This is a genomic window from Xinfangfangia pollutisoli, assembly GCF_020179405.1.
Classification (GTDB): Bacteria; Pseudomonadota; Alphaproteobacteria; order Rhodobacterales; family Rhodobacteraceae; genus Pseudogemmobacter; species Pseudogemmobacter pollutisoli.
On record NZ_JAICBZ010000002.1, the window covers coordinates 27267 to 49867 of the forward strand.

Here is a 22601-nt window from a genome sequence, read left to right on the forward strand (position 1 = left end):
GCCGGCCCCTAGCCGAATTGCGCCGCCAGCCATTTTTCCAGCCAGTGGATATTGTATTCGCCGGCCTGGATGTCGGGCTCGGCCAGAAGGGCGGCGAACAGCGGCACGGTCGTGTCGATTCCGTCGACCACCAGTTCCGACAGCGCCCGCTTCAGCCGGGCCAGCGCCTCGGGCCGGTCGCGGCCATGCACGATCAGCTTGCCGATCAGGCTGTCGTAATAGGGCGGAATCGCATAGCCGCCATAAAGCGCCGAATCCATCCGCACCCCCAGACCGCCCGGCGCATGGAAGGTGCGCACCCGGCCGGGGCAGGGGGTGAAGTTCGGCAGCTTTTCGGCATTGATCCGCACTTCGATCGCGTGACCCTGCACTTCCAGCTCTTCCTGCTTGAAGGACAGCGGCAGGCCGGCCGCGACGCGGATCTGTTCGCGCACCAGATCGACGCCGAAGACATATTCGGTGACCGGGTGTTCGACCTGCAGGCGGGTGTTCATCTCGATGAAGTAGAACTTGCCGTCTTCATACAGGAATTCGACCGTGCCGGCGCCGATGTAGTTGATCTTCGCCACCGCATCGGCGCAGATCTTGCCGATCTCGGCCCGCATCTTGGGCGTGATGCAGGGGCCCGGGGCCTCTTCGAAGACCTTCTGGTGACGGCGCTGCAAGGAACAGTCGCGCTCGCCCAGATGGACCGCGCGGCCCTTGCCGTCGCCGAAGACCTGGATCTCGATATGGCGCGGCTTTTGCAGGTATTTCTCGATATAGACTTCGTCATTGCCGAAGGCGGCCTTGGCTTCCGACCGCGCGGTGCGGAAGGCGACCTCCAGCTCGCTGGCCGATTTCGCCACCTTCATTCCGCGCCCGCCGCCGCCGGCAGTGGCCTTGATGATCACCGGATAGCCGATCTCGCCCGCGGTCTTCAGCGCGGTTTCCACATCGGCCACCCCGCCTTCCGAGCCGGGCACGCAGGGAATCCCCAGCGCCTTGGCGGTTTCCTTGGCGGTGATCTTGTCGCCCATGATGCGGATATGTTCCGCCGAGGGGCCGATGAAGGTGATGCCGTGATCTTCCAGCGCCTGCGCGAAGCTGGCGTTTTCCGACAGGAAGCCATAGCCCGGATGCACCGCCTGGGCGCCCGAGATCTCGCAGGCCGAGATGATGGCGGATTTCTTCAGATAGCTTTCCGACGAGGGCGCCGGCCCGATGCAGACGGATTCGTCGGCCAGGCGCACATGCATCGCATCGGCATCGGCCGTGGAATGCACGGCGACCGATTTGATCCCCATTTCACGGCAGGCGCGGATCACCCGCAGCGCGATTTCTCCGCGATTGGCGATCAGGATTTTCTCGAACATGGCCGGGCCCTTATTCGATGATCATCAAGGGGGCGCCGTATTCCACCGGGCTTGCGTCATCGATCAGGATGCGCTTCACGGTGCCCGCCCGCGGGGCGGGGATGTGGTTCATCGTCTTCATCGCCTCGATGATCAGCACGGTCTGGCCCTCGGCCACCGTGGCGCCCAGCGTGACGAAGGGCGCAGCCCCCGGCTCGGGCGAGAGATAGGCGGTGCCCACCATGGGCGAGGTGACCGCGCCCGGGTGCTGGCTGGGATCTTCCGCGGCGGCGGGGGCGGCGGCGACCGGGGCGGCGGGGGCCGGGGCCGCGGGCGCTGCGGCATAGACCGGGGCCGGGGCCGGGGCGGCGATGATCGTCGCCTGTTTCACCACCCGGACATCCAGGCTGTCATCCTCGCCATATTCGCGTTTCACCGCGATTTCGGTCAGGTCGTTCTTGTTCAGAAGCTCGGCCAGGGCCGAGATGAAGGCGACGTCGGCGTCGGGAGAGTTCTTGCTCATGCCATCCTCGATTGGTCTTCTTCAGGCCCGGGAGGGCCGGCGGCGTTTCCGTGCTTATAGGGCAGGGCGCCGAGGGTGAAAAGCGCCCATTCCTGCAGCAGCGGACAGCGCCGATCCGGCCGTTGCAGCGCCGGACCTGGCTTTGTGCAGCGCTCACAAAATTTACCGTTTGATAAAATTCAGACCCTGTGAGACGCTGATTCCAAGAAAGCCAGAGCCAGGGAGGCCCGAGCCCCGATGACCAACAGCCCGCTGACGCCGGGAATCGTTTCCGCACGTCTGCCCGCCACCGCGCTTGCCGCAAATTTCGCCGATCACGCGCCGATCCTTGATCCGCACGAGGCGCAGGTTGCGGCGGATCGCTGCTATTTCTGCCATGACGCGCCCTGCATCACGGCCTGCCCGACCGGCATCGACATTCCGCTGTTCATCCGCCAGATCGCCACCGGCACGCCCGAAGCGGCGGCCAGGACGATCTGGAGCCAGAACATCCTGGGCGGCATCTGCGCCCGGGTCTGTCCGACCGAAACGCTGTGCCAGGAGGCCTGCGTGCGCGAGGCGGCCGAGGGCAAGCCGGTCGAGATCGGGCGGTTGCAGCGCTATGCCACCGATCTGGCGATGGCGCAGGGCCATCCGTTCCAGCGCGCCGCGGCAACGGGCAAGCGGGTTGCGGTGGTGGGGGCGGGGCCTGCGGGCCTGTCCTGCGCGCATCGGCTGGCGATGAAGGGCCATGACGTGGTGGTCTTTGAGCGCCGGCCCAAGGCCGGGGGGCTGAACGAATATGGCATCGCCAGCTACAAGGCGGTCGATGGATTCGCCCAGCGCGAGGTCGACTGGCTGTTGTCGATCGGCGGGATCGAGCTGCGCTGTGGGGTCGAACTTGGCCGCGATGTCACGCTGTCGGCGCTGCGGGCCGACTTTGACGCCGTGTTCCTGGGCATCGGGCTGCAGGGGGTGAATGCGTTGCGCGCGGCGGGCGAGGATCTGCCCGGTGTGCGCAATGCGGTGGATTTCATCGCCGAGCTGCGCCAGGCGCCCGATCTTGCGGCACTGCCGATCGGGCGCGAGGTGGTGGTGATCGGCGGCGGCATGACGGCGGTCGATGCCGCGGTGCAGGCCAAGCTGCTGGGCGCCGAGACCGTCACGATCGTCTATCGCCGCGGGCAAGACCGGATGTCGGCCTCGAAGCTGGAGCAGGATCTGGCGGTGACCGCGGGTGTGCGGCTGCTGTGCCATGCCGCTCCGGTGCGGGTGCTGGGTCAGGACCGGGTCGAGGCGGTGGAATTCGCCTATACGCAGGACAGGCCCGAGGGGCTGTCGCTTCTGCCCGAAACCTTCACGCTGAAGGCGGATCAGGTGTTCAAGGCCATTGGCCAGCAGCTGGCGGGCCTGCCCGAGGGGCTGGAGGCCGCGCAGGGCAAGATCGGCGCGACCCCGGCCCGGATCTTTGCCGGCGGCGATTGTGCGGCAGGTGGCGAAGATCTGACCGTGACCGCCGTGGCCGAGGGGCGGGATGCGGCCGAGGCGATCCATGCCGCGCTGACGGCCGCGTGATGGCAACGCTTTGCACTTGCCATATGCTGCAGCTGCATCCTATGCCGGTCCCGGCAAGAGGTGGGCATGAGCGGCTGGATCGACTCTATCATCGGCTTCATCGAAGCCAACCAGGCCTGGGCGCCCTGGATCATCCTGGTCTTCTCGATCGGCGAGAACACCGCCTTTCTGTCGATCGTGCTGCCCTCGACGGCGGTCTTGGTGGCCACGGGCGCGCTGGCCTCGGCCGGGGCGCTGAACTTCACCACGCTGTTTCTGGGCGCGGCGGTCGGCGCGATGATCGGCTCGTTCGGGTCCTACTGGCTGGGTCTGCGCTATGGCGCGGCGATCCTGCGCATGTGGCCGATCCGCAATCACCCCGAATGGGTGGAAAAGGCGCGCGATTTCTTCCAGCGCTACGGCGCGGCCACGGTGTTTCTGGGCCATTTCGTCACCTTCCTGCGGCCCGTCGTCTTTCTGATGGCCGGGATGAGCCGGATGCCCTTCGCCACTTTCGCGCTGTGGAACACGCTGGGCTGCCTGGTCTGGGCCTGGGTCGTGCCCAAGGTGGGCGAGGTCGGCGGCTATCTGATCGGCTGGATCTGGTCGCTTTTCGCGGCCTGATCGCCCGATTTTCCCTGAACGCGCCGCAGGCTGAGCCCTGCCTTACGCCCGGGCGCCGCCCGGGTGGCTTTTGCACATCCCCTCTCCCAGCCCATCGCAAGGAGGCCCGGCATGGCTGACCTGTCCGCCAATTTCATCGGCATCAAATCCCCCAATCCGTTCTGGCTGGCCTCGGCCCCGCCGACCGACAAGGCCTATAACGTCATCCGTGCCTTCGAGGCGGGCTGGGGCGGGGTGGTCTGGAAGACGCTGGGCGCCGAAGGCCCGCCGATCGTGAACGTGAACGGCCCGCGCTATGGCGCGATCTGGGGGGCGGACCGGCGGCTTCTGGGGCTGAACAATATCGAACTGATCACCGACCGGCCGCTGGAGGTGAACCTGAAGGAAATCCGCCAGGTCAAGCGCGACTGGCCGGACCGGGCCTTGGTGATCAGCCTGATGGTGCCCTGCGACGAGGAGTCGTGGAAGGACATCCTGATGCGGATCGAAGATACCGGCGCCGACGGGGTCGAGCTGAATTTCGGTTGCCCGCATGGCATGGCCGAGCGCGGCATGGGATCGGCCGTGGGCCAGGTGCCGGAATATATCGAGATGGTCACCCATTGGGTAAAGCACTATTCGAAGATGCCCTGCATCGTGAAGCTGACGCCGAATGTGACCTCGATCCTGCCGCCGGCCATGGCCGCGAAACGCGGCGGGGCGGATGCGGTCAGTCTGATCAACACGATCAAGTCGATCACCAATGTCGATCTGGACAATTTCTCGCCCTTCCCGATGATCGACGGCAAGGGCAGCCATGGCGGCTATTGCGGCCCGGCGGTGAAGCCGATCGCGCTGAACATGGTGGGTGAGATCGCCCGGCATGACGAGACCCGCGGCCTGCCGATTTCCGGCATTGGCGGGGTCACGACCTGGCGCGATGCGGCGGAGTTCATGGCCATGGGCTGCGGCAATGTGCAGGTCTGCACCGCGGCGATGACCTATGGATTCAAGGTCGTGCAAGAGATGATCTCGGGCCTGTCGCAATATCTGGACGAAAAGCAGATGACGATGCCGCAGCTGGTCGGTCGCGCGGTGCCGAATTTCGTCGAATGGCAGCATCTGAACCTGAATTACGTGACCAAGGCCCATATCGACCAGGAGGCCTGCATCAAATGCGGGCGCTGCTATGCGGCCTGCGAGGATACCAGCCATCAGGCCATCGCCATGGGGCCGGGACGGGTGTTCACGGTCAAGGACGAGGAATGCGTGGCCTGCAACCTGTGCGTCAATGTCTGCCCGGTCGATGACTGCATCACCATGGTGCCGATGGCGGCGGGCAGCATTGATCCGCGCACCGGCCGCAGGGTGGGCGGTTTCGCCGACTGGACCACCCATCCGAACAACCCGATGGCGGCGAAGGCGGCCGAATAGGCGAAGGGCGCGCGCGGGGGGGGCGAATTTTCTTCGAAAATTCGGTCCCTTGCCGGGTGTATATGATGCTTCGCGCGGGTCTGGCCGCGGCGGCCCCGGGGCTGATCTGCGGCCAGGCATGTGGGCGAGGCATGTGGGCCGGACAGGTGGAGAAGCCGCCGGGGCGCGCGTGGGCCGGGCAGGCCGATGACCTACCGCGCACCCGGGCACCAATTTGGCCCGTCGTGCAGCCCTGACCGCGCATTGCCGCACCAGACCGGCGCCCATTCCGGCAGCTGGCCAGCCGCCCGGCCGGCCCATTGTGGGCGCGCCTCAGGCCGCTGGCCATGCGCCTTGGGCCTGCGGATTGCGCCTCAGGCCACCGGGTCGAACAGCGGGTTACGGCCTTCCATCAGACTGGCCATCAGATAGGCGCGCTGCGCCGCCTCGGCCCGCGCACGCGCGGCTTCGATCTGATAGCTTTCCTCGGCGATATACCCGACCGCTTCGGCCAGGCCCGAGGCCGGTTGGACCGGCCGCGAGGTGTAAGGCGTGGCGACTGATTCCGTCCGCCCGCCATTGTGAAGCGCGGTAGCGCCCCCGAAATTCTGCCCTGCCGACAGTTGCGGCGATGTTCCCAACGTCTGCACCGTTGGCAGGACGGATGAGAAGACTCCCATGACCGTCACCAAACACAAGGGTGCCCCCACGAGGAATGATCTTACGCAAGTGCCACAGTCTTGCCCACAGAATTACCGTTAGAATTCGAACGGTCCCCCCGGCAAGCCGCCGCCCCAGGGGCGCGGCGCCTAACCCGGCGTCAGCAAGCGGCGGAACAGCGTGTCCAGAAACCCGCCCGCCTCGGCATAGGGATCATGGCCCGGGCCCAGCACGGCGCGGACCTGCACGTCGAAATCGGCGTAATGCTGGGTCAGCGCCCAGACCGAGAAGATCAGATGCACCGGATCGACGCGGGCCAGCCGCCCCTCGTCCATCCAGCGCGCCAGCAGCGCCGCCCGCGTCTCGACCAGCGCCTTCAGATCGCCCTCGATCGCCGCCATGATCCGCGGTGCGCCTTGCAGGATCTCATTGGCGAAAAGCCGGCTTTCGCGAGGAAAATCGCGCGACAGCGCCAGTTTGCGCCGCACATAGGCCAGAACTTCCTCGACCGGCTCGCCCTCGGGCCGCATCGCGCGCAGCGGATCCAGCCAGGTGGTCAGAAGCCCGGTCAGCAGCGTGGCATGCACCGCCTCTTTCGAGGGGAAATAATACAGAAGATTGGGCTTCGACAGGCCCGCCGTTTCGGCGATCTGGTCCAGCGTCGCGCCGCGGAAGCCCTGGGACGAGAAGACATCCAGCGCGGCTTCGAGAATCGCCTCGCGATTCTTGCGCTGGATTCGGCTGCGCTGCACGGTCATCGGGCCTCGGGATCGTTCGTTTTCTGCCGCCCAGTTAAGCAATCCTGCCCGGCAGGGTCAAATGCTGCGCCGCCGCGCCGGGTTAAAGTGTCGCGGCCAGGGCGCGCAGCGCGGCCACGGCCAGGGCGTGATCCTCGGCCTGCGGCAGGCCCGAGACGGTCAGGCAGGCGACCATGCCGCAGCCCGCCACGCGGATCGGCAGCGCGCCGCCATGATCGGCATGGGTTTCGGGCGCAAGCCCGTGCCGGGCCAGCGTTTCCCCCTTGTCGCGATTGCGCTGGCCGACCAGCAGCGAGGGCAGCTGGAACAGCAGCGCCGTGGCCGATTTGCGCGCGATCCACAGATCGTTCAGCGGTGTCGATCCGGGCAGGGCGGCGTGAAACAGGATGCGCGTGCCGGTGCGGATGTCGATCACCACCGGCGCGCCGGCCGCCAGCGCGCGCTCGCAGGCGATCCCGCCCAGGGCAAGCGCTTCGGCCTCGGCGAAGCGGGGCAGGGTCAGGCTGGCGAATTCGGCTTCCAGTGCGGCGGCGTCCATTTGGGCTCCTAAAGATCAGTCTTGCGGCAAGGCGGCGGGCAGGCGGTCGACGCCGGCCTTGCGCCACGTCGCGCGCAGGTTAGCGCAGCTGCGGGGAAGGTACAGGCATGGCGGCGCGGGGCCAAGCTGGGCGGCGCTGTGCAAGGCGCGGATCGCCAGGTGCAGGAGTGGGTCGCCCGGACCGCTTTGGTGAAAGCATCGGTGACGACGCGGGGGGCGCCTGCGCAGAGCGACGTGATCTGGCGACGCAAGATCTGGCAGCGCAAACCTGCCCTATGCGCCCGACGCCCCGCCGGCCCATACGCCCGCATTCCCCATACGCCCGTATGCGCCATACGCACGAACGCTCCATACGCCCGTATGCGCCATACGCCCGTATGGTCAGGCCGCGCCGATCCCGCGCAGGATGATCGCGGTCACGCTGTCGGTTGCGGCCTTCCATTGCCGGTCGGACAGGGGCTTGCCGCCGTTCAGCGTTTCGATCTGATGGGTGAAATCGGCGTAATGCTGGGTCGTGGCCCAGATCATGTACAGAAGATGCCGCGGGTCGATCGGCGCCATCCGGCCCTCGTCGATCCAGCGCCGGATCGCGGCGATCCGGCCCTCGGTCCAGCTGCGCAGCGTGGTTTCCAGGTAATCCTGGATCACCGGCGCGCCATGCATCACCTCGGACGCCCAGACCTTGGACCCATAGGGATGATCGCGCGAGATGCGCATCTTCGCCGCGATATAGGCGCCAATGCCGGTGGCGGGATCGGGGGCCTGGTCGAAGGCCTCGGCCGCGCGCAGCCAGATGGTGAAGATCGTCTCGACCACCCGGCGGTACAGATCCTCTTTGGTGGCGAAATAGTAATGCAGGTTCGCCTTGGGCAGGCCGGCACGGTCGGCGATCAGCTGCATCGTCGCGCCGCCGAAGCCCGCCTCGGCGAAGACCTTCTCGGCCGCGATCAGGATCAGCCGCTCATTCTCGCGCCGGATCGCGCTGCGGCGGCCCTGGGGAAGCGGGGGAACGGGGGGGGAAGCGTCCATGGGCGGCGGGATTTCCGTTGACCCCTTGGTCAGGGTGTGGTCGCGTGTTCCCTGACCATACGGTCAGGAAATGAGTCGCGGCAAGGGGTGCGGACAAACGACGCCCCACAGCGACAGGGAGACGGAAGCGATGACGGCTGCGGCTGGCGAGAATCTGCGCATCAATGGCGAAAGGCTGTGGGACAGCCTGATGGAGATGGCCAAGATCGGCCCCGGCGTGGCGGGTGGCAACAACCGCCAGACCCTGACCGATGCCGACAGCGAGGGCCGCCATCTGTTCCGGCGCTGGTGCGAGGCCGAGGGGCTGAGCATGGGCGTCGACACGATGGGCAACATGTTCATGACCCGGGCCGGCGAAGACCCCGACGCGCTGCCGGTCTATATCGGCAGCCATCTGGACACCCAGCCCACCGGCGGCAAATACGATGGCGTGCTGGGGGTGCTGGCGGGACTGGAGGTGGTGCGCAGCCTGAACGATCTGGGGGTGAAGACCCGGCATCCGATCGTCATCACCAATTGGACGAATGAGGAAGGCGCGCGTTTCGCGCCGGCCATGCTGGCCTCGGGCGTTTTCGCGGGCGTCCATACCGAAGATTACGCCAAGGCCCGGCGCGATCTTGACGGCAAGGCCTTTGGCGAGGAACTGGCACGGATCGGCTGGGTCGGCGATGAAGCCGTCGGCGCGCGCAAGATGCATGCCTATTACGAGCTGCATATCGAACAGGGCCCGATCCTTGAGGCGCAGGGCCGCGATATCGGCGTCGTCACCCATTGCCAGGGCCTGTGGTGGCTGGAATTCACTCTGACGGGGCGGGCGGCGCATACCGGATCGACGCCGATGGACATGCGCGTGAATGCCGGTCTGGCCATGGCGCGGATCTTCGAGATGGTGCAGGCCGTGGCGCTGGAGAACCAGCCCAATGCGGTGGGTGGCGTGGGGCAGGTGACCTTCAGCCCCAATTCGCGCAACGTGCTGCCGGGGCAGGTGGTGTTCACCGTCGATATCCGCACCGTGGATCAGGCCAAGCTGGACCGGATGCGGGCGAAGATCGAGGCCGAGGCCGCGAAGATCTGCGACGCGCTGGGCGTCGGCTGCGCGGTCGAGCCGGTGGGGCATTTCGACCCTGTGACCTTCGCCCCCGATCTGGTGGCCAATGTGCGCGCCGCGGCGGAAAAGCTGGGCTATTCGCATATGGATATCGTCTCGGGCGCGGGCCATGACGCCTGCTGGGCGGCCCGCGTGGCGCCGACGACGATGATCTTCTGCCCCTGTGTCGGCGGGCTTTCGCATAACGAGGCCGAGGAGATTTCTTTGGCCTGGGCGGCGGCGGGCACGGATGTGCTGCTGCATGCGGTGCTGGAGACGGCCGAACTGGTCGCGTGACCGAGAGGGCCGGGGGCCAGCCCCCGGACCCCCGGGATATTTATCGACAGATGAAAAGCGGGCCCGGTCCGCAGGGAGGGAAAGATGAGCACAGTCATCAAGGGCGGCACGGTGGTTACCGCCGATCTGACCTACAAGGCGGATGTGCTGGTCGAGGCCGGGCAGATCATCGCCATCGGGCCGGGGCTGAAGGGCGACCGGGTGCTGGATGCGGCGGGCTGCTATGTCATGCCCGGCGGCATCGACCCGCATACGCACTTGGAGATGCCCTTCATGGGCACCTATTCCAGCGACGATTTCGATTCTGGCACGCGGGCGGCGCTGGCGGGCGGGACCACGATGGTGGTGGATTTCGCCCTGCCGAACCCCGGCCAGTCGATGCTGGATGCGCTGAAGATGTGGGACAACAAATCCGCCCGCGCGCATTGCGATTACTCATTCCACATGGCCGTGACCTGGTGGGGCGAGCAGGTCTTTGACGAGATGAAAGCCGTCACGGAACGCGGCATCAACACGTTCAAGCATTTCATGGCCTACAAGGGCAGCCTGATGGTGAACGATGACGAGATGTTCGCCTCGTTCAAGCGCTGCGCCGAATTGGGGGCCATTCCGCTGGTCCATGCCGAGAATGGCGATATCGTGGCCGAGATGTCGGCCAAGCTTCTGGCCGAAGGCAATGTGGGGCCCGAGGCGCATGCCTATTCGCGGCCCAGCCAGGTGGAAGGCGAGGCCACGAACCGCGCCATCATGATCGCCGATATGGCGGGGGTGCCGCTTTATGTGGTGCATGTCTCTTGCGAAGAGGCGCATGAGGCGATCCGGCGCGCCAAGATGAACGGCAAGCGGGTCTGGGGCGAGCCGCTGATCCAGCATCTGACGCTGGATGAAAGCGAATATTTCAACCCCGACTGGGATCATGCCGCGCGGCGCGTCATGTCGCCGCCCTTCCGCAATCAGAAGCATCAGGACAGTCTTTGGGCCGGGCTGGCCTCGGGCACGCTGTCTTGCGTGGCCACCGACCATTGCGCCTTCACCACCGAACAGAAACGCTTCGGGCTGGGCAATTTCACCCGGATTCCGAACGGGACCGGCGGGCTTGAGGATCGGATGCCGATGCTTTGGACCTATGGGGTGAATACCGGGCGGATCACGATGAACGAATTCGTCGCCGTGACCTCGACCAATATCGCCAAGATCATGAACTGCTATCCGAAGAAGGGCGCGGTTCTGGTCGGCGCCGATGCCGATCTGGTGGTCTGGGATCCCGAGAAGGAGAAGGTGATCTCGGCCGGCAGCCAGCAATCGGCGATTGATTACAACGTCTTCGAGGGCAAGGTCGTGAAGGGTCTGCCGCGCTATGTGATGAGCCGCGGCCATGTGGCGGTGACCGATGGGGCGCTGACCAGTGCCGAGGGCCATGGCAAATTCGTGGCCCGCCCGCCGGGGATGCCGGTCGGGCAGGCGCTGTCGACCTGGAAGGCGCTGACGAACCCCCGGCCCATTGCCCGTGAGGGCATTCCGGCCTCGGGCGTCTGACGGGACGCCGGGCAGATGCGCGGGGGGCGGCAAGGTCAAGGGCAGACGGGGTTGTGCCGGCGGTCGCCCGGCCCGGCACAGGGGGCGTTGCGGACAGGCGCGGCTCAGGCCTGCTCGACCGCGTCGTCTTCGTCCTGGTCTTCGAAATCGTCGTCTTCGGTTTCGTCTTCGTCTTCTTCGGGGTCTTCGTCTTCGCCGTCCTCGACCTCTTCCGCTTCGTCCTCGTCAAGGTCTTCCGGGGTCTCGTCGTCTTCGGGGCCGGCAAGGGCGGCAAGGCGGCCGGACAGGTCGAACCAGGGATCGGCAAAGTCTTCGGCGTTGGGGGCGAAGGCGGTGGTCATCAGCATGGCGGGGCTCCAAGGCGGGATGGGGTGCGGTGGCAGAGCGGCACGGACGGCACGATGGCAGGGTTGCGCGACGGGCGCGTGAAGGGGTGACGGCATGGGCATGACGGCGGGACGACAGGGTTTGGAGCGCAGATGAAGGACACGTTGAATATCGCCCCGCCGGTGATCGAGGCCGAGGCGCTGGATCTGGTGTTCCAGACCGCCGACGGGCCGGTGCAGGCGCTGAAGGACGTTAATCTTTCCATTGGAAAGGGGGATTTCGTTTCCTTCATCGGGCCCTCGGGCTGCGGCAAGACCACCTTCCTGCGCTGCATCGCCGCCCTGGAACATCCGACCGCGGGCCGCCTGACCGTGAACGGCATGACCCCGGACGAGGCGCGGCGGAAGCGGGCCTATGGCTATGTCTTCCAGGCCGCGGGGCTTTATCCCTGGCGCACGATTGCCGGCAATATCCGCCTGCCGCTGGAGATCATGGGCTTTTCCAAGGCCGAGCAGACCCAGCGGGTCGAGCGGGTGCTTGACCTGGTCGACCTGTCGGGCTTCGGCAAGAAATTTCCCTGGCAATTGTCGGGCGGCATGCAGCAGCGCGCCTCGATCGCGCGGGCGCTGGCCTTCGATGCGGATATCCTGCTGATGGACGAACCCTTCGGCGCGCTGGATGAAATCGTCCGCGACCGGCTGAATGAAGAGCTGCTGAAGCTTTGGGCGCGCACCGGCAAGACCATCGGTTTCGTGACCCATTCGATCCCCGAGGCGGTCTATCTGTCGACCAAGATCGTGGTGATGAGCCCGCGTCCGGGCCGGATCACCGATGTGATCGACAGCCCGCTGCCGCGTGAGCGGCCGCTGGACATCCGCGATTCCAGCCAGTTCATCGAAATCGCCCATCGCGTGCGCGAAGGGCTGCGGGCGGGGCATGGCGATGAAGTCTGACCTGCCGCCCTGGATCGGCAAGGCCTGGCGCATCCGGGCGACGCTGATGACCGCGCTGCTGGGGGTGATCGCCATCGCCTTCCATTCCAGGCTGGTCTTCACCGGCGGCAGCCCGCTGGTGCCGCTGGTGCCGCTGATCTTCCTGATCGTCACGCCGCTTGCGCTGTGGGCAGACTGGGTCTGGCTGAGGCGCAATCACCACCGGGTCAACGAATGGGGGCTGAACCGCGGCAAGGATTACAGGAAGAAGCCGAAATGACCCGCGCCCTGCCTGTTCTTTCGGTGATCCTGGGGATCCTGGCGATCTGGTATCTTGCCACCGTCTGGATGAACGCGCCCTGGGCCTATGACCAGGCCGCGCGCGAGGGGCGCAGCCTAGGCTTCGGCGCGCTGGTGTCAGACACGATGGCGCAGGCCCGGCCGGTGCTGCCGCCGCCGCATCAGGTGGCGGCGAAACTGTGGGAGGGGCTGACGGCCCAGGCGGTGACCTCGAAGAAAAGCCTTGTCTATCATGGCTATGTCACCTTCCGCGGCACGATGTGGGGCTTTGCGCTGGGCATCGTGCTGGGGGTGGGCCTGGCCATGGCGATCGTGCGCTTCCGGGTGATGGACCTGTCGCTGATGCCCTGGGCGATCATCAGCCAGACCGTGCCGATCGTGGCCATCGCGCCGATGATCCTGGCCATGTCGAACAAGCTGGGGATCGAGGGGCGCGAAGTGCCCAAGGCGGTGATTGCGGCCTATCTGTCGTTCTTTCCGGTGCTGGTCTCGATGGTGAAGGGGCTGCGCGCGCCCGACCAGATGCAGCTGGACCTGCTGAAGACCTGGGGCGCGACCGAGGCGCAAACCTTCTTCCGGCTGCGGCTTCCCGCCTCGATGCCCTATTTCTTCGCCTCGTTGAAGGTTTCGGTCGCGGCGGCGCTGGTGGGCACGATCGTCGGCGAATTGCCGACCGGCGCGGTCGAGGGCCTGGGCGCGCGGATGCTGATCGGCAGCCAGTTCGGCGAGCCGCTGATCACCTGGGCCGCACTGTTCGCCAGCGCCATCCTGGCGGGGCTGCTGATCGTCGCCGTCGGAACGGTCGAGCGGCTGGCCAATAGCCGGATGGGGGTCAGGGCATGAGCGGCGCGATGATCCTGATCCTGGCCTTCGGTTTCTGGGCGTTGGCCTGGGGGCTGAATGTGGCGGCCGCCAATGGCCCGATGCGGCGCAGCCGCGCGGTGCGGGTGATGGTGCCGGTGCTGTTCGGCGCCACGCTTCTGGTGATGTGGGAGGCGATCTGCCGCGCCGGTCTGGTGGAACCCGTCGTCCTGCCCGCGCCCTCGGCCATTGCGGCGAAGATTGCAGCCTCGCCCGAGATCCTGTGGGCCGATTTCGTGCAGACCGTGCTGAAGGGCGCGCTGAGCGGCTTCCTGATCGGCACGGGGGCGGCGATGGTCGTGGCGGTGATCTGCGACCGGGTGCCCTTCCTGCGCGCGGGCCTGCTGCCGGTGGGCAATTTCGTGGCCGCCCTGCCGATCATCGGCCTGGCGCCGATCCTGGTGACCTGGTTCGGCTTCGGCTGGCAGTCGAAGGCGGCGGTGGTCGTGGCCATGGTGTTCTTTCCCATGCTGGTCAATGTGGTCGCGGGCCTGGCCTCGGCCGAGCGGATGCAGCGCGACCTGATGGCGACCTGGGGGGCAAGCTATGGCCAAAGCCTGTGGAAGCTGCGCCTGCCCGCCGCCATGCCCTTCGTCTTCAACGGCCTGAAGATCGCGGCCTCGCTGGCGCTGATCGGGGCCATTGTGGCCGAATATTTCGGCAGCCCGGTCTTCGGCATGGGGTTCCGGATCTCGACCGCGGCGGGGGTGATGAATCTGGAACTGGTCTGGGCCGAAATCGCGGTGGCGGCGCTGGCCGGCTCGGCCTTTTACGGGCTGATTGCCTTGATCGAGGCGGGGGTGACCTTCTGGCATCCCTCGCAGCGGAACTGAAACCCTGACCCGGCGGCTTGAACCGGCCGGGCGGCAACATGGAGGTGAGACGATGAAGAAACTGCTGACCGCGGGTCTTCTGGCCCTGATGGCGGGCGCGGCCCAGGCCGAAGATGTGACGCTGCAGCTGAAATGGGTCACCCAGGCCCAGTTCGCCGGCTATTACGTCGCCAAGGACAAGGGCTTCTACGAGGAAGAGGGTCTGAACGTCACCATCAAGCCGGGCGGGCCCGACATCGCGCCGGAACAGGTCATCGCCTCGGGCGGGGCCGATGTGATCACCACCTGGATGCCGGCGGCGCTGGCCGCGCGCGAACGCGGCGTGCCGCTGGTCAACATCGCCCAGCCGTTCAAGACCGGCGGGCTGGAGCTGACCTGCCGCAAGGACATGGGCGTCGAGAAGACCGACGACTTCAAGGACAAGACGCTGGGCGTCTGGTTCTATGGCAACGAATACCCGTTCTATGCCTGGATGGCCAAGCTGGGCCTGGCCACCGATGGCTCGGCCGGGGGCGTGACGGTGCTGAAACAGGCCTTCAACGTCGATGCCCTGCTGCAGAAGCAGGCGGCCTGCATCTCGGTCATGACCTATAACGAATATGGCCAGGTGCTGGATGCCGGGATCAAGCCCGAGGAACTGACCACCTTCGTCTATCGCGAAGAGGGCGTCGTCGTGCTGGAAGACGGGCTTTATGTGATGGAAGAGAAGCTGAAGGACCCGGCCTTTGCCGAGACGATGGTGAAATTCGTCCGCGCCTCGATGAAGGGCTGGAAATATGCCGAGGCGAACCCCGATGAAGCCGCGCAGATCGTGATCGACAATGATGAATCGGGCGCGCAGACGCTGGACCATCAGAAATACATGATGAGCGAAGTGGCCAAGCTGACCGCGGGCGGCAATGGTGCGCTGGACCCGGCCGATTTCGACGCGACCGTGGCCTCGCTTCTGGCCGCCGTCTCGCCCGAGAACCCGGCGATCACCAAGGCGCCTGAAGGCATGGCCTGGACGCATGACATCTCGGACAAGGCTTTGACCGAGTAAGCACCTGACGGACAGCGCCTTTCACGCTGCGGTTAAGGGGGCCGATGGGCCCCCTTTTCCTTTGTAAACCCGGGGGTGTCCTTGTAAATTCCTTTGCAACGCGGAGGGGATCGTGGCGCTTTCGGCATTGGTGGGCACAAGGCTGCGCGAAAGGCGGCTGGCGGCGGGGATCAAGCAGGCCGATCTGGCCGAGGCGGCGGGCGTCTCGCCCAGCTATCTGAACCTGATCGAGCATAACCGGCGCAATGTGACGCCGCCCGTTCTGGCGCGGCTGGCGGCGGCGTTGGGGACCGACCCGGCCGCGCTGGGCGATGCGACGGCGGGGGCGCTGGCCGAGGACCTGCGGGCGGCGGCGGCGGCCTTGCCGGGGGCGGGGGCGGAACTTGACCGGATTGACGAGCTGATCGCGCGCTTCCCGGGCTGGGCGGCGCTGGCGGGCGGCTTGCAGGGCCGGGTCGCGGCGCTGGAGCGCGCGGTCTCGGCGCTGAACGACCGGCTCAGCCATGATCCGCATCTGTCGGCGGCGCTGCATGAACTGCTGTCGGCCCTGTCCGGGGTGCGGGCGACCGCGGCGATCCTGGCCGAGACCGAAGACATCGACCCTGACTGGCGCCTGCGCTTTCACGGCAATCTCTACGCCGACAGCGAAAGGCTGGCCCAGGGGGCCGAGGCGCTGGTGGCCTATCTGGACCGGTCGGAAACCCGGCCCGAAGAGGGGCTGGCCACGCCGCAGGACGAGGCCGAGGCCTGGCTTTCGGCGCGCGGCTGGCATCTGGACGAGGCCGAGACCGCGCCCGGCGCGGCCGCGATCGCGGCCGAGATCGAGGGGCTTGCCTCGGATGCGGCGCGGGCGCTGGCGCGGGCGCGGCTGGATTACGCCGCCTTGCGCACCACGCCCGATGGCGCGGTGGTGGCGGGGTTGGTGGCGCTGCCGGGGATCGGGCGCTGGACGGCCGAGATCTATGCGATGTTCGCCCTTGGCCGCGCCGATGTCTTCGCGCCGGGCGATCTGGCGCTGCAGGAGGCCGCGCGGCTGGTCTTCGATCTGCCCGAACGGCCCTCGGAACGGGCGCTCAGGGCGATGGCCGAAGACTGGAGCCCCTGGCGCGCGGTTGCGGCCCGGGCGCTCTGGGCCTACTACCGTCAGGCGAAGAACCGGGAAGGGATCAGGACATGAGAGAGCTGCAATTCGGTCGGCAAGGCGCCGAGACCCCGACCTCGCTGGTGGTCTTCCTGCATGGCTATGGTGCCGATGGCGCCGATCTTCTGGGCTTGGCGGAACCCCTGGCGCCGCATCTGCCCGGCACGCAATTCCTTGCCCCCGATGCGCCCGAACCCTGCCGCGGCAATCCGTTCGGCCGGCAATGGTTTCCGATCCCGCGCATGGACGGCTCGACCGAGGCCGAGGCGCGGGCCGGGCTGCTGGCCGCAGCCGAAGACCTGAATGCCTTTCTGGACGCGCGTCTGGCCGAAACCGGCCTGCCGGCCTCGGCCCTGGCGCTGGTGGGCTTCTCGCAGGGCGCGATGATGAGCCTGCAGATCGCCCCGCGCCGCCCCGATCCCGTCGCGGCGGTGGTGGCGATCTCGGGCCGGCTGCTGGCGCCCGAATTGCTGATCGGCGAATCGCGGGTGAAGCCGCCGGTGCTGCTGGTGCATGGCGATCAGGATCCGGTGGTGCCGTTCCAGGAAATGGGCCTGGCCGGCAATGCGCTGGTCAATGCGGGCTTCGAAACCTATGCCCATGTGATGAAGGGCACCGGCCATGGCATCGCACCCGACGGGCTGGGCGTCGCGATGAGCTTCCTGAAGGATCGCCTTCCGGCCTGACGCCTTCCTCTCTGCAAAAATATCCTGCGGGGGTCCGGGGGTGCAAAACCCCCGGCCTCGGCCACAGGCACCGAAGGCCAGGACCTTAGGCCAAAGCCTCCAGCCAGGCCGCGCAGCCGGTCAGCGCGGCGTAATCGTCCTCGACCACGCTGACCGCGAAATCGCGGGTCAGCAGATCGACCCGGCGCTTTTCGCGGAACCCCTCGGTCAGGCCGAAGGGCGCGAACCAGGGCGTCAGGGCGCGCGACATGCCGCCGATCAGATAAAGCCCGCCCCAGGGCAGATGCACCAGCGCCAGATCGGCCAGATATTGCGCCAGGATCCGCACATAAAGCTGTGCGGCATGGGTGGCGATCGGATCGCCCGCCTGCAACAGCGCCAGCACCTCGGCCGATTGCGGCCCGCCGGGCGCGCCCGCCGATTGCGGCCCTCCGGCCGCCCCCGCCTCGGCGGCGGCAAAGGCATAGAGATGGCCCAGACCCCGGCCCGCCAGCACCTCTTCGGCGCCGCAATGCGGGGCCTCGCCGCGCGCGCGCAGCAGATCCTCGACAAAGCGCATCAGCCGCAGGTCTTCCTCGCAGCGCACCGGCAGGTTCACATGCCCGCACTCCGAGGCCGGCACGATCCGCATCGCGCCATGCCCATGCACGGGCGCGGCATTGACCCCGGTGCCCAGACCCACGACCAGCATCGACCCGCCCGGCTTCTGCGGCCCCTCGATCACCACCCGCAGATTGGCCGCCGCGACATGGCCCAGCGCATGGCCCTGCGCCTGCAGATCGTTCAGGATCGCCACCCGCTGCGCGCCCGAGGCCGCGCGCAGCTTGTCGCCATCCATCACCCAATCCAGATTGGTCATCCGCGCCACGCCGTCTTCCACCGGGCCCGCGGCGGCGACGCAGACGCCCTCGACCTCGGCTCCGGTCACCGCCAGGTAATCGCGCAGGATCTGCGCGATGTCCTGGCCGCGGGCCTTGTATTCGGCATTGGGATAGCGGCGGATCGTGTCGGGGCGCACCTGGGCGCCCTCGGCCAGCGCCACGCGGGTATTGGTGCCGCCAAGATCGGCCAGAAGGTTCAGCGCCATCATCCCCTCAGCGGTTGCGGGCCAGCGCCCGGGCCAGAGCGTGATACGAGGCCTTGGGGCTGCGCTGCAAGCTGTCGAAATCGACATGCACCAGGCCGAAGCGCTTTTCATAGCCCAAGGACCATTCGTAATTGTCCAGCATCGACCAGATGAAATAGCCTTTCAGGTTCACCCCCTGCGCCAGCGCGCGTTGCGCCGCCGCCAGATGCAGCGCCAGGTAATCGACCCGTTCCGGGTCGTCGACCGTGCCCTCGACCACCGGCACTTCGGCCGAGGCCATGCCGTTTTCGGTGATATAGACCGGCAGGCCGCGGGAATATTCGGCCTCGCAGCGCAGCAGGAACTTCTCCAGCCCCTGTGGGTAGATCTCCCAGCCCATCTGGGTCTTGGGCAGCGGGCCGTCGATTTCGGCGAAATGCGGCCAGGGGCCGGGATCGGGCCCGATCAGCTTGCGGGTGTAATAATTCAACCCGCACCAGTCGACCGGGGTCGAGATCGTTTCCATGTCGTCCTGCCAGCCCTGGGGCAGATGCGGCGCGAGGCCCTCCAGCGCCAGATCGGGATAGGCTCCGTTGAAGATGCCGCCCAGGAACCAGCGGTTGTAGATCGCATCATAGCGCGCGGCGGCGGCGGCGGCTTCGGGCGTGTCATCGACCGGATCGGCCCATTCCAGATTGCAGACCGCGCCCAGGTTCTGCACGCCCAGCCCGCGCATGGTCTGGATCGCGCGGCCATGCGCCAGAAGGACATGGTGCATCGCCCGCGCGGCGGCGCGGATGTCGCGCACCCCCGGCGCATGCACGCCCATGAAATGCGACAGCCAGGCCACGCACCACGGCTCGTTGATCGGCGCGACCGACCAGGTCCGGTCGCCCAGCCGGCGCATCAGCACGTCGGTATAATCGGCGAACCAGCCGGCAATGTCGCGGTTGCGCCAGCCGCCCAGATCGGCCAGCGCCGAGGGCAGTTCCCAGTGATACAGCGTCAGCGCCGGCTTCAGCCCGCGCTCCAGCATGCCATCGACCAGCCGGTCGTAGAAATCCAGGCCCTCGGGATTGGGCGTGCCGCGCCCCTCGGGCAGGACCCGCGCCCAAGAGGCCGAAAAGCGATAGGCGTCCAGATTGGCGTCGCGGATCAGGTCCAGATCCTGGGGCCAGCGGTGGTAATGGTCGCAGGCCCGCGCGCCGGTTTCGGCCCGAACCACATTGCCCGGGGTGGCTGCGAAATCGTCCCAATGGGTGCGCCCCGCGCCGCCAAAGCCGTGGCCCTCGATCTGATAGGCCGAGGTGGCGGTGCCGAACAGGAAACCCTCGGGAAACTGGGAACGGGCGGGCAGCATGGGTGGACCTTTCGGGGCAGCAGGGGCAGGGCAGGCGGCAGGGGCGGCGGCAGGGGCGATCAGCGGGCGGGCGCGGGCCCGGTGGACTGGCCGATGATCAAATCGGCCTCCAGAAGCCGGGTCGGCACTTCGGTCAGGTTGCCCGAGATCAGCGACAGCAGCATCTCGGCCGCGATCCGCCCGGCCTCGCGCACCGAGGATCGCGTGGCGGTGTAGATCGGCACATCCTCGCCGTTCTTCATGTAGGACAGATCGTCGTCATGGATGATCACGCTGACATCGCGGCCCAGGCGCAGCCCCCGGTCTTCGCAGGCGCGGCGCAGCCCCATGCCAAGGATCATCGACGAGGCCAGGAAGGCGGTGGGCGGATCGGGCAGGGCCAGCATGCGCAGCCCGGCCCGGTGGCCCGCAACCTCGGTCATCTCTTCCGAGACCATCAGCGCAGGGTCCTCGGCCAGGCCGCGGGCGGCCAGCGCATCGGCATAGCCGCCGCGGCGGCGCATGGCGAAATCCATGAATTCCAGCCCGTTCAGCAGGGCGATGCGGCGATGGCCCAGATCCAGCAGAAACTCGGTCGCGCGCTGGAAGGCGCGGCGGTTGTTCACATCGACCCAAGGGTAGGGCAGGCTGCAGCCCGAGGCGCGGCCATGCACCACGAAGGGCAGGCCGATTTCATGCAGAAGCGCGATGCGCGGATCGTCCATCTTCGGCGCATGCACGATGACGCCATCGACATTGCCCTTGGCGCGCAGCAGCCGATAGGTGGGTTCCTCTTGCGCGTCGGGCACGACGGACAGCACCATGTCATAATCGTTGCGGCTGTAGACCTCGCCCGCGCCGGCGATGAAATCGGCGAAGACCGGGTTGACGATCTCGTGCCGGCTGGCGATCGGGATGACATGGCCCACCGCCATGGCACGGCCGGTGGCCAGGCGGATCGCGCGGGTGTTCGGGCGGTAATTGTGCCGCTTCGCCGCGGCCATGACGCGTTCGCGCGTGGCCTCGTTCACCTCGGGGTAGCCGTTCAGGGCGCGCGACACCGTGGTGGGCGACAGGCCCAGTTTGGTGGCGAGTTCCTTCAGATTCATCGCGGGCGGCATCCAAAACGGTTTCAATCCGTCCGACATTACCCGGCTGGGTCGGCAAGTCAAAGCCAAAGCGCCGCGGCGATGCGGCTGCGGAATGGCGTGTTTCTGCAGGTGCAAAGGCGGTTTCGGTTTGACTTGGGGGGGCGGATCAGCAAGGGTTTTGTCCCAAAGCGGTTTGAGTTCGAATCCCGCCTGGCGGGCCGTAGAACCGTGACGCCGCCGGATTTCAGGACAGGTCGCCGGACAGTCCGGCGCAGGGGAGGATGGATGATGAAACGGATGCTGACCGCCAGTGCCGCCACGCTGGCGCTTCTGTCGGGCGCCGCGCTTGCGCAGGATCTGGTGTTCCCGGTGGGCGAGGGCGCCTTCAACTGGGACAGCTACAAGGCGTTTGACGCGGCGAACAATCTGGACGGCCAGACCCTGACCATCTTCGGGCCCTGGCGCGGCGAGGATCAGGTCCTGGCGGAATCGGTTTTCGCCTATTTCGCCGCGGCGACCGGGGTGAAGGTCAACTATTCCTCGTCCGAAAGCTACGAGCAGCAGATCGTCATCGACACCGAAGCCGGCAGCCCGCCGAACATCGCCATCCTGCCGCAGCCGGGGCTGATCGCCGATCTGGTGAAGAAGGGCAAGGTCACGGCGCTTGGCCAGGAAACCCAGGACTGGCTGGCGCAGAACTATGCCGCCGGCGACAGCTGGGTCGGGCTGGGGTCTTTTGCCGGCCCCGACGGGACCAAGGCGCTGTATGCATTTCCCTATAAGATCGACGTGAAATCGCTGGTCTGGTACGTGCCCGAGAATTTCGAGGATGCGGGCTACGAGATCCCCGAGACGATGGAGGATCTGAAGGCGCTGACCGAGCAGATCGTGGCCGATGGCGGCACGCCCTGGTGCATCGGCCTGGGCTCGGGCGGGGCCACGGGCTGGCCCGCGACCGACTGGGTCGAAGACCTGATGCTGCGCACCCAGCCGGCCGATCTGTATGACCAATGGGTGTCGAACGAATTGCCGTTCAACAGCCCCGAAGTCGTGGGCGCGATCGAGGAATTCGGCTGGTTCGCCAAGACCGATGCCAATGTGGCGGGCGGCGCCTCGGCCGTGACCTCGACCGATTTCCGCGACAGCCCCAAGGGCCTGTTCACCTCGCCGCCGCAATGCTACCTGCACCATCAGGCCTCGTTCATCCCCTCGTTCTTCCCCGAGGGCACGCAGGTCGGCACGGATGCGGATTTCTTCTACATGCCCGCCTATGCCGGCAAGGATCTGGGCAAGCCGGTGCTGGGCGCGGGCACGCTGGCCTTCATCACCAAGGATTCGGATGCGAGCCGCGCCTTCATCGAATTCCTGAAGACGCCGATCGCGCATGAGGTCTGGATGGCGCAGAAATCCTTCCTGACCCCGATGAAGACGGTGAATGCCGATCTTTACGGCGATCCGACGATGAAGAAGATGGGCGAGATCCTGCTGAATGCCACGACTTTCCGTTTCGACGCCTCGGATCTGATGCCGGGCGCGGTGGGCGCGGGGTCGTTCTGGACCGGCATGGTCGATTTCGTCGGCGGCAAGTCGGCGCAAGAGGTGGCCGACGCGATCCAGGCCAGCTGGCCGAAATAAGCCCTTTCAGGGTGTGATGCGGGACGCGGCCCGGGGC

23 protein-coding genes and 1 pseudogene are annotated in these 22601 nt (G+C 66.9%); 14 read left to right on the forward strand and 10 right to left on the reverse strand.

Translation table 11 applies throughout. The features are described 5' to 3' along the window. Positions 1 to 8: 8 nt before the first annotated feature. Both accC and accB read right to left on the reverse strand, forming a co-directional pair. On the reverse strand, positions 9 to 1355 hold the full coding sequence (gene accC, locus K1Y73_RS01135; RefSeq protein ID WP_225026074.1) for an acetyl-CoA carboxylase biotin carboxylase subunit: 1347 nt from the start codon (positions 1353 to 1355) through the stop codon (positions 9 to 11). 10 nt (positions 1356 to 1365) lie between these two features. Then, the gene (gene accB, locus K1Y73_RS01140; protein ID WP_225026075.1) at positions 1366 to 1857 is read right to left on the reverse strand and encodes an acetyl-CoA carboxylase biotin carboxyl carrier protein; all 492 of its coding nucleotides are present in this window, start codon (positions 1855 to 1857) and stop codon (positions 1366 to 1368) included. Between the two features lie 237 nt (positions 1858 to 2094). Between accB and K1Y73_RS01145 the strand changes: the two genes are divergently transcribed. The 3 genes from K1Y73_RS01145 (at position 2095) to preA (ending at position 5427) form a co-directional block, all read left to right on the forward strand. Next, positions 2095 to 3411: an NAD(P)-dependent oxidoreductase gene (locus K1Y73_RS01145; protein ID WP_225026076.1), complete on the forward strand. Its 1317-nt coding sequence runs from the start codon at positions 2095 to 2097 to the stop codon at positions 3409 to 3411. A 66-nt stretch (positions 3412 to 3477) separates the two neighbouring features. Beyond that, complete coding sequence (locus tag K1Y73_RS01150; RefSeq protein ID WP_225026077.1) at positions 3478 to 4014, forward strand: DedA family protein; 537 nt, start codon at positions 3478 to 3480, stop codon at positions 4012 to 4014. Between the two features lie 111 nt (positions 4015 to 4125). Continuing rightward, positions 4126 to 5427 (forward strand): NAD-dependent dihydropyrimidine dehydrogenase subunit PreA, encoded by a 1302-nt coding sequence (preA, locus tag K1Y73_RS01155; RefSeq protein WP_225026078.1) that lies wholly within the window; start codon positions 4126 to 4128, stop codon positions 5425 to 5427. A gap of 353 nt (positions 5428 to 5780) precedes the next feature. Here the strand turns inward: preA and K1Y73_RS01160 are convergent, their stop codons facing one another. The 4 genes from K1Y73_RS01160 to K1Y73_RS01175 form a co-directional block, all read right to left on the reverse strand. Further along, positions 5781 to 6047: a hypothetical protein gene (locus tag K1Y73_RS01160; protein WP_225026079.1), complete on the reverse strand. Its 267-nt coding sequence runs from the start codon at positions 6045 to 6047 to the stop codon at positions 5781 to 5783. A 168-nt stretch (positions 6048 to 6215) separates the two neighbouring features. Continuing rightward, positions 6216 to 6824: a TetR family transcriptional regulator C-terminal domain-containing protein gene (locus tag K1Y73_RS01165; RefSeq protein ID WP_225026080.1), complete on the reverse strand. Its 609-nt coding sequence runs from the start codon at positions 6822 to 6824 to the stop codon at positions 6216 to 6218. 82 nt (positions 6825 to 6906) lie between these two features. After that, complete coding sequence (locus K1Y73_RS01170; protein WP_225026081.1) at positions 6907 to 7362, reverse strand: heme-degrading domain-containing protein; 456 nt, start codon at positions 7360 to 7362, stop codon at positions 6907 to 6909. 381 nt (positions 7363 to 7743) lie between these two features. Further along, positions 7744 to 8391 carry a TetR/AcrR family transcriptional regulator gene (locus tag K1Y73_RS01175; RefSeq protein WP_225026082.1) on the reverse strand — a complete coding sequence of 216 codons (648 nt, stop codon included), beginning with the start codon at positions 8389 to 8391 and terminating at the stop codon, positions 7744 to 7746. Between the two features lie 130 nt (positions 8392 to 8521). On the opposite strand from K1Y73_RS01175, the gene K1Y73_RS01180 reads away from it, so the two are divergent. Then, the gene (locus K1Y73_RS01180) at positions 8522 to 9775 is read left to right on the forward strand and encodes a Zn-dependent hydrolase (protein WP_225026083.1); all 1254 of its coding nucleotides are present in this window, start codon (positions 8522 to 8524) and stop codon (positions 9773 to 9775) included. An 84-nt stretch (positions 9776 to 9859) separates the two neighbouring features. After that, complete coding sequence (gene hydA / locus K1Y73_RS01185; RefSeq protein WP_225026084.1) at positions 9860 to 11311, forward strand: dihydropyrimidinase; 1452 nt, start codon at positions 9860 to 9862, stop codon at positions 11309 to 11311. Between the two features lie 104 nt (positions 11312 to 11415). Here the strand turns inward: hydA and K1Y73_RS01190 are convergent, their stop codons facing one another. Next, a complete protein-coding gene (locus K1Y73_RS01190) occupies positions 11416 to 11658 on the reverse strand; it encodes a hypothetical protein (RefSeq protein ID WP_225026085.1) in 243 nt (80 codons plus the stop codon). 132 nt (positions 11659 to 11790) lie between these two features. On the opposite strand from K1Y73_RS01190, the gene K1Y73_RS01195 reads away from it, so the two are divergent. The 8 genes and pseudogenes from K1Y73_RS01195 (at position 11791) to K1Y73_RS01225 (ending at position 17433) form a co-directional block, all read left to right on the forward strand. Continuing rightward, positions 11791 to 12591, forward strand: a complete 801-nt coding sequence (locus K1Y73_RS01195) for an ABC transporter ATP-binding protein (RefSeq protein ID WP_225026086.1) — start codon at positions 11791 to 11793, stop codon at positions 12589 to 12591. Then, positions 12575 to 12850, forward strand: coding sequence for a hypothetical protein (locus K1Y73_RS01200; protein WP_225026087.1), 276 nt, complete (start codon positions 12575 to 12577; stop codon positions 12848 to 12850). The genes K1Y73_RS01195 and K1Y73_RS01200 overlap by 17 nt, the downstream gene beginning before the upstream one ends. Then, positions 12847 to 13713, forward strand: a complete 867-nt coding sequence (locus tag K1Y73_RS01205; RefSeq protein ID WP_225026088.1) for an ABC transporter permease — start codon at positions 12847 to 12849, stop codon at positions 13711 to 13713. Before K1Y73_RS01200 ends, K1Y73_RS01205 begins: the two co-directional genes overlap by 4 nt. Further along, positions 13710 to 14564: an ABC transporter permease gene (locus tag K1Y73_RS01210; protein WP_225026089.1), complete on the forward strand. Its 855-nt coding sequence runs from the start codon at positions 13710 to 13712 to the stop codon at positions 14562 to 14564. The genes K1Y73_RS01205 and K1Y73_RS01210 overlap by 4 nt, the downstream gene beginning before the upstream one ends. A gap of 52 nt (positions 14565 to 14616) precedes the next feature. Then, positions 14617 to 15606, forward strand: a complete 990-nt coding sequence (locus K1Y73_RS01215) for an ABC transporter substrate-binding protein (RefSeq protein ID WP_225026090.1) — start codon at positions 14617 to 14619, stop codon at positions 15604 to 15606. A 130-nt stretch (positions 15607 to 15736) separates the two neighbouring features. Further along, positions 15737 to 15898: pseudogene (locus tag K1Y73_RS22085) on the forward strand (helix-turn-helix domain-containing protein); the annotation flags it as partial. A gap of 321 nt (positions 15899 to 16219) precedes the next feature. After that, positions 16220 to 16783, forward strand: a complete 564-nt coding sequence (locus K1Y73_RS22155; protein ID WP_404819047.1) for a DNA-3-methyladenine glycosylase family protein — start codon at positions 16220 to 16222, stop codon at positions 16781 to 16783. Then, the gene (locus K1Y73_RS01225; RefSeq protein WP_225026092.1) at positions 16780 to 17433 is read left to right on the forward strand and encodes an alpha/beta hydrolase; all 654 of its coding nucleotides are present in this window, start codon (positions 16780 to 16782) and stop codon (positions 17431 to 17433) included. The genes K1Y73_RS22155 and K1Y73_RS01225 overlap by 4 nt, the downstream gene beginning before the upstream one ends. 85 nt (positions 17434 to 17518) lie before the next feature. On the opposite strand, the gene K1Y73_RS01230 is transcribed toward K1Y73_RS01225, so the two are convergent. Genes K1Y73_RS01230 through K1Y73_RS01240 form a run of 3 tightly spaced genes read right to left on the reverse strand, consistent with a single transcriptional unit; the run spans position 17519 to position 20947 of the window. Further along, on the reverse strand, positions 17519 to 18520 hold the full coding sequence (locus K1Y73_RS01230; RefSeq protein WP_225026093.1) for a glucokinase: 1002 nt from the start codon (positions 18518 to 18520) through the stop codon (positions 17519 to 17521). A gap of 7 nt (positions 18521 to 18527) precedes the next feature. Next, entirely contained in the window at positions 18528 to 19859 is a 1332-nt protein-coding gene (locus K1Y73_RS01235) for a GH1 family beta-glucosidase (protein ID WP_225026094.1), read from the reverse strand. 59 nt (positions 19860 to 19918) lie between these two features. Then, on the reverse strand, positions 19919 to 20947 hold the full coding sequence (locus K1Y73_RS01240; protein ID WP_225026205.1) for a LacI family DNA-binding transcriptional regulator: 1029 nt from the start codon (positions 20945 to 20947) through the stop codon (positions 19919 to 19921). A 270-nt stretch (positions 20948 to 21217) separates the two neighbouring features. Between K1Y73_RS01240 and K1Y73_RS01245 the strand changes: the two genes are divergently transcribed. Then, complete coding sequence (locus K1Y73_RS01245; protein WP_225026095.1) at positions 21218 to 22564, forward strand: ABC transporter substrate-binding protein; 1347 nt, start codon at positions 21218 to 21220, stop codon at positions 22562 to 22564. Positions 22565 to 22601: the final 37 nt, after the last annotated feature.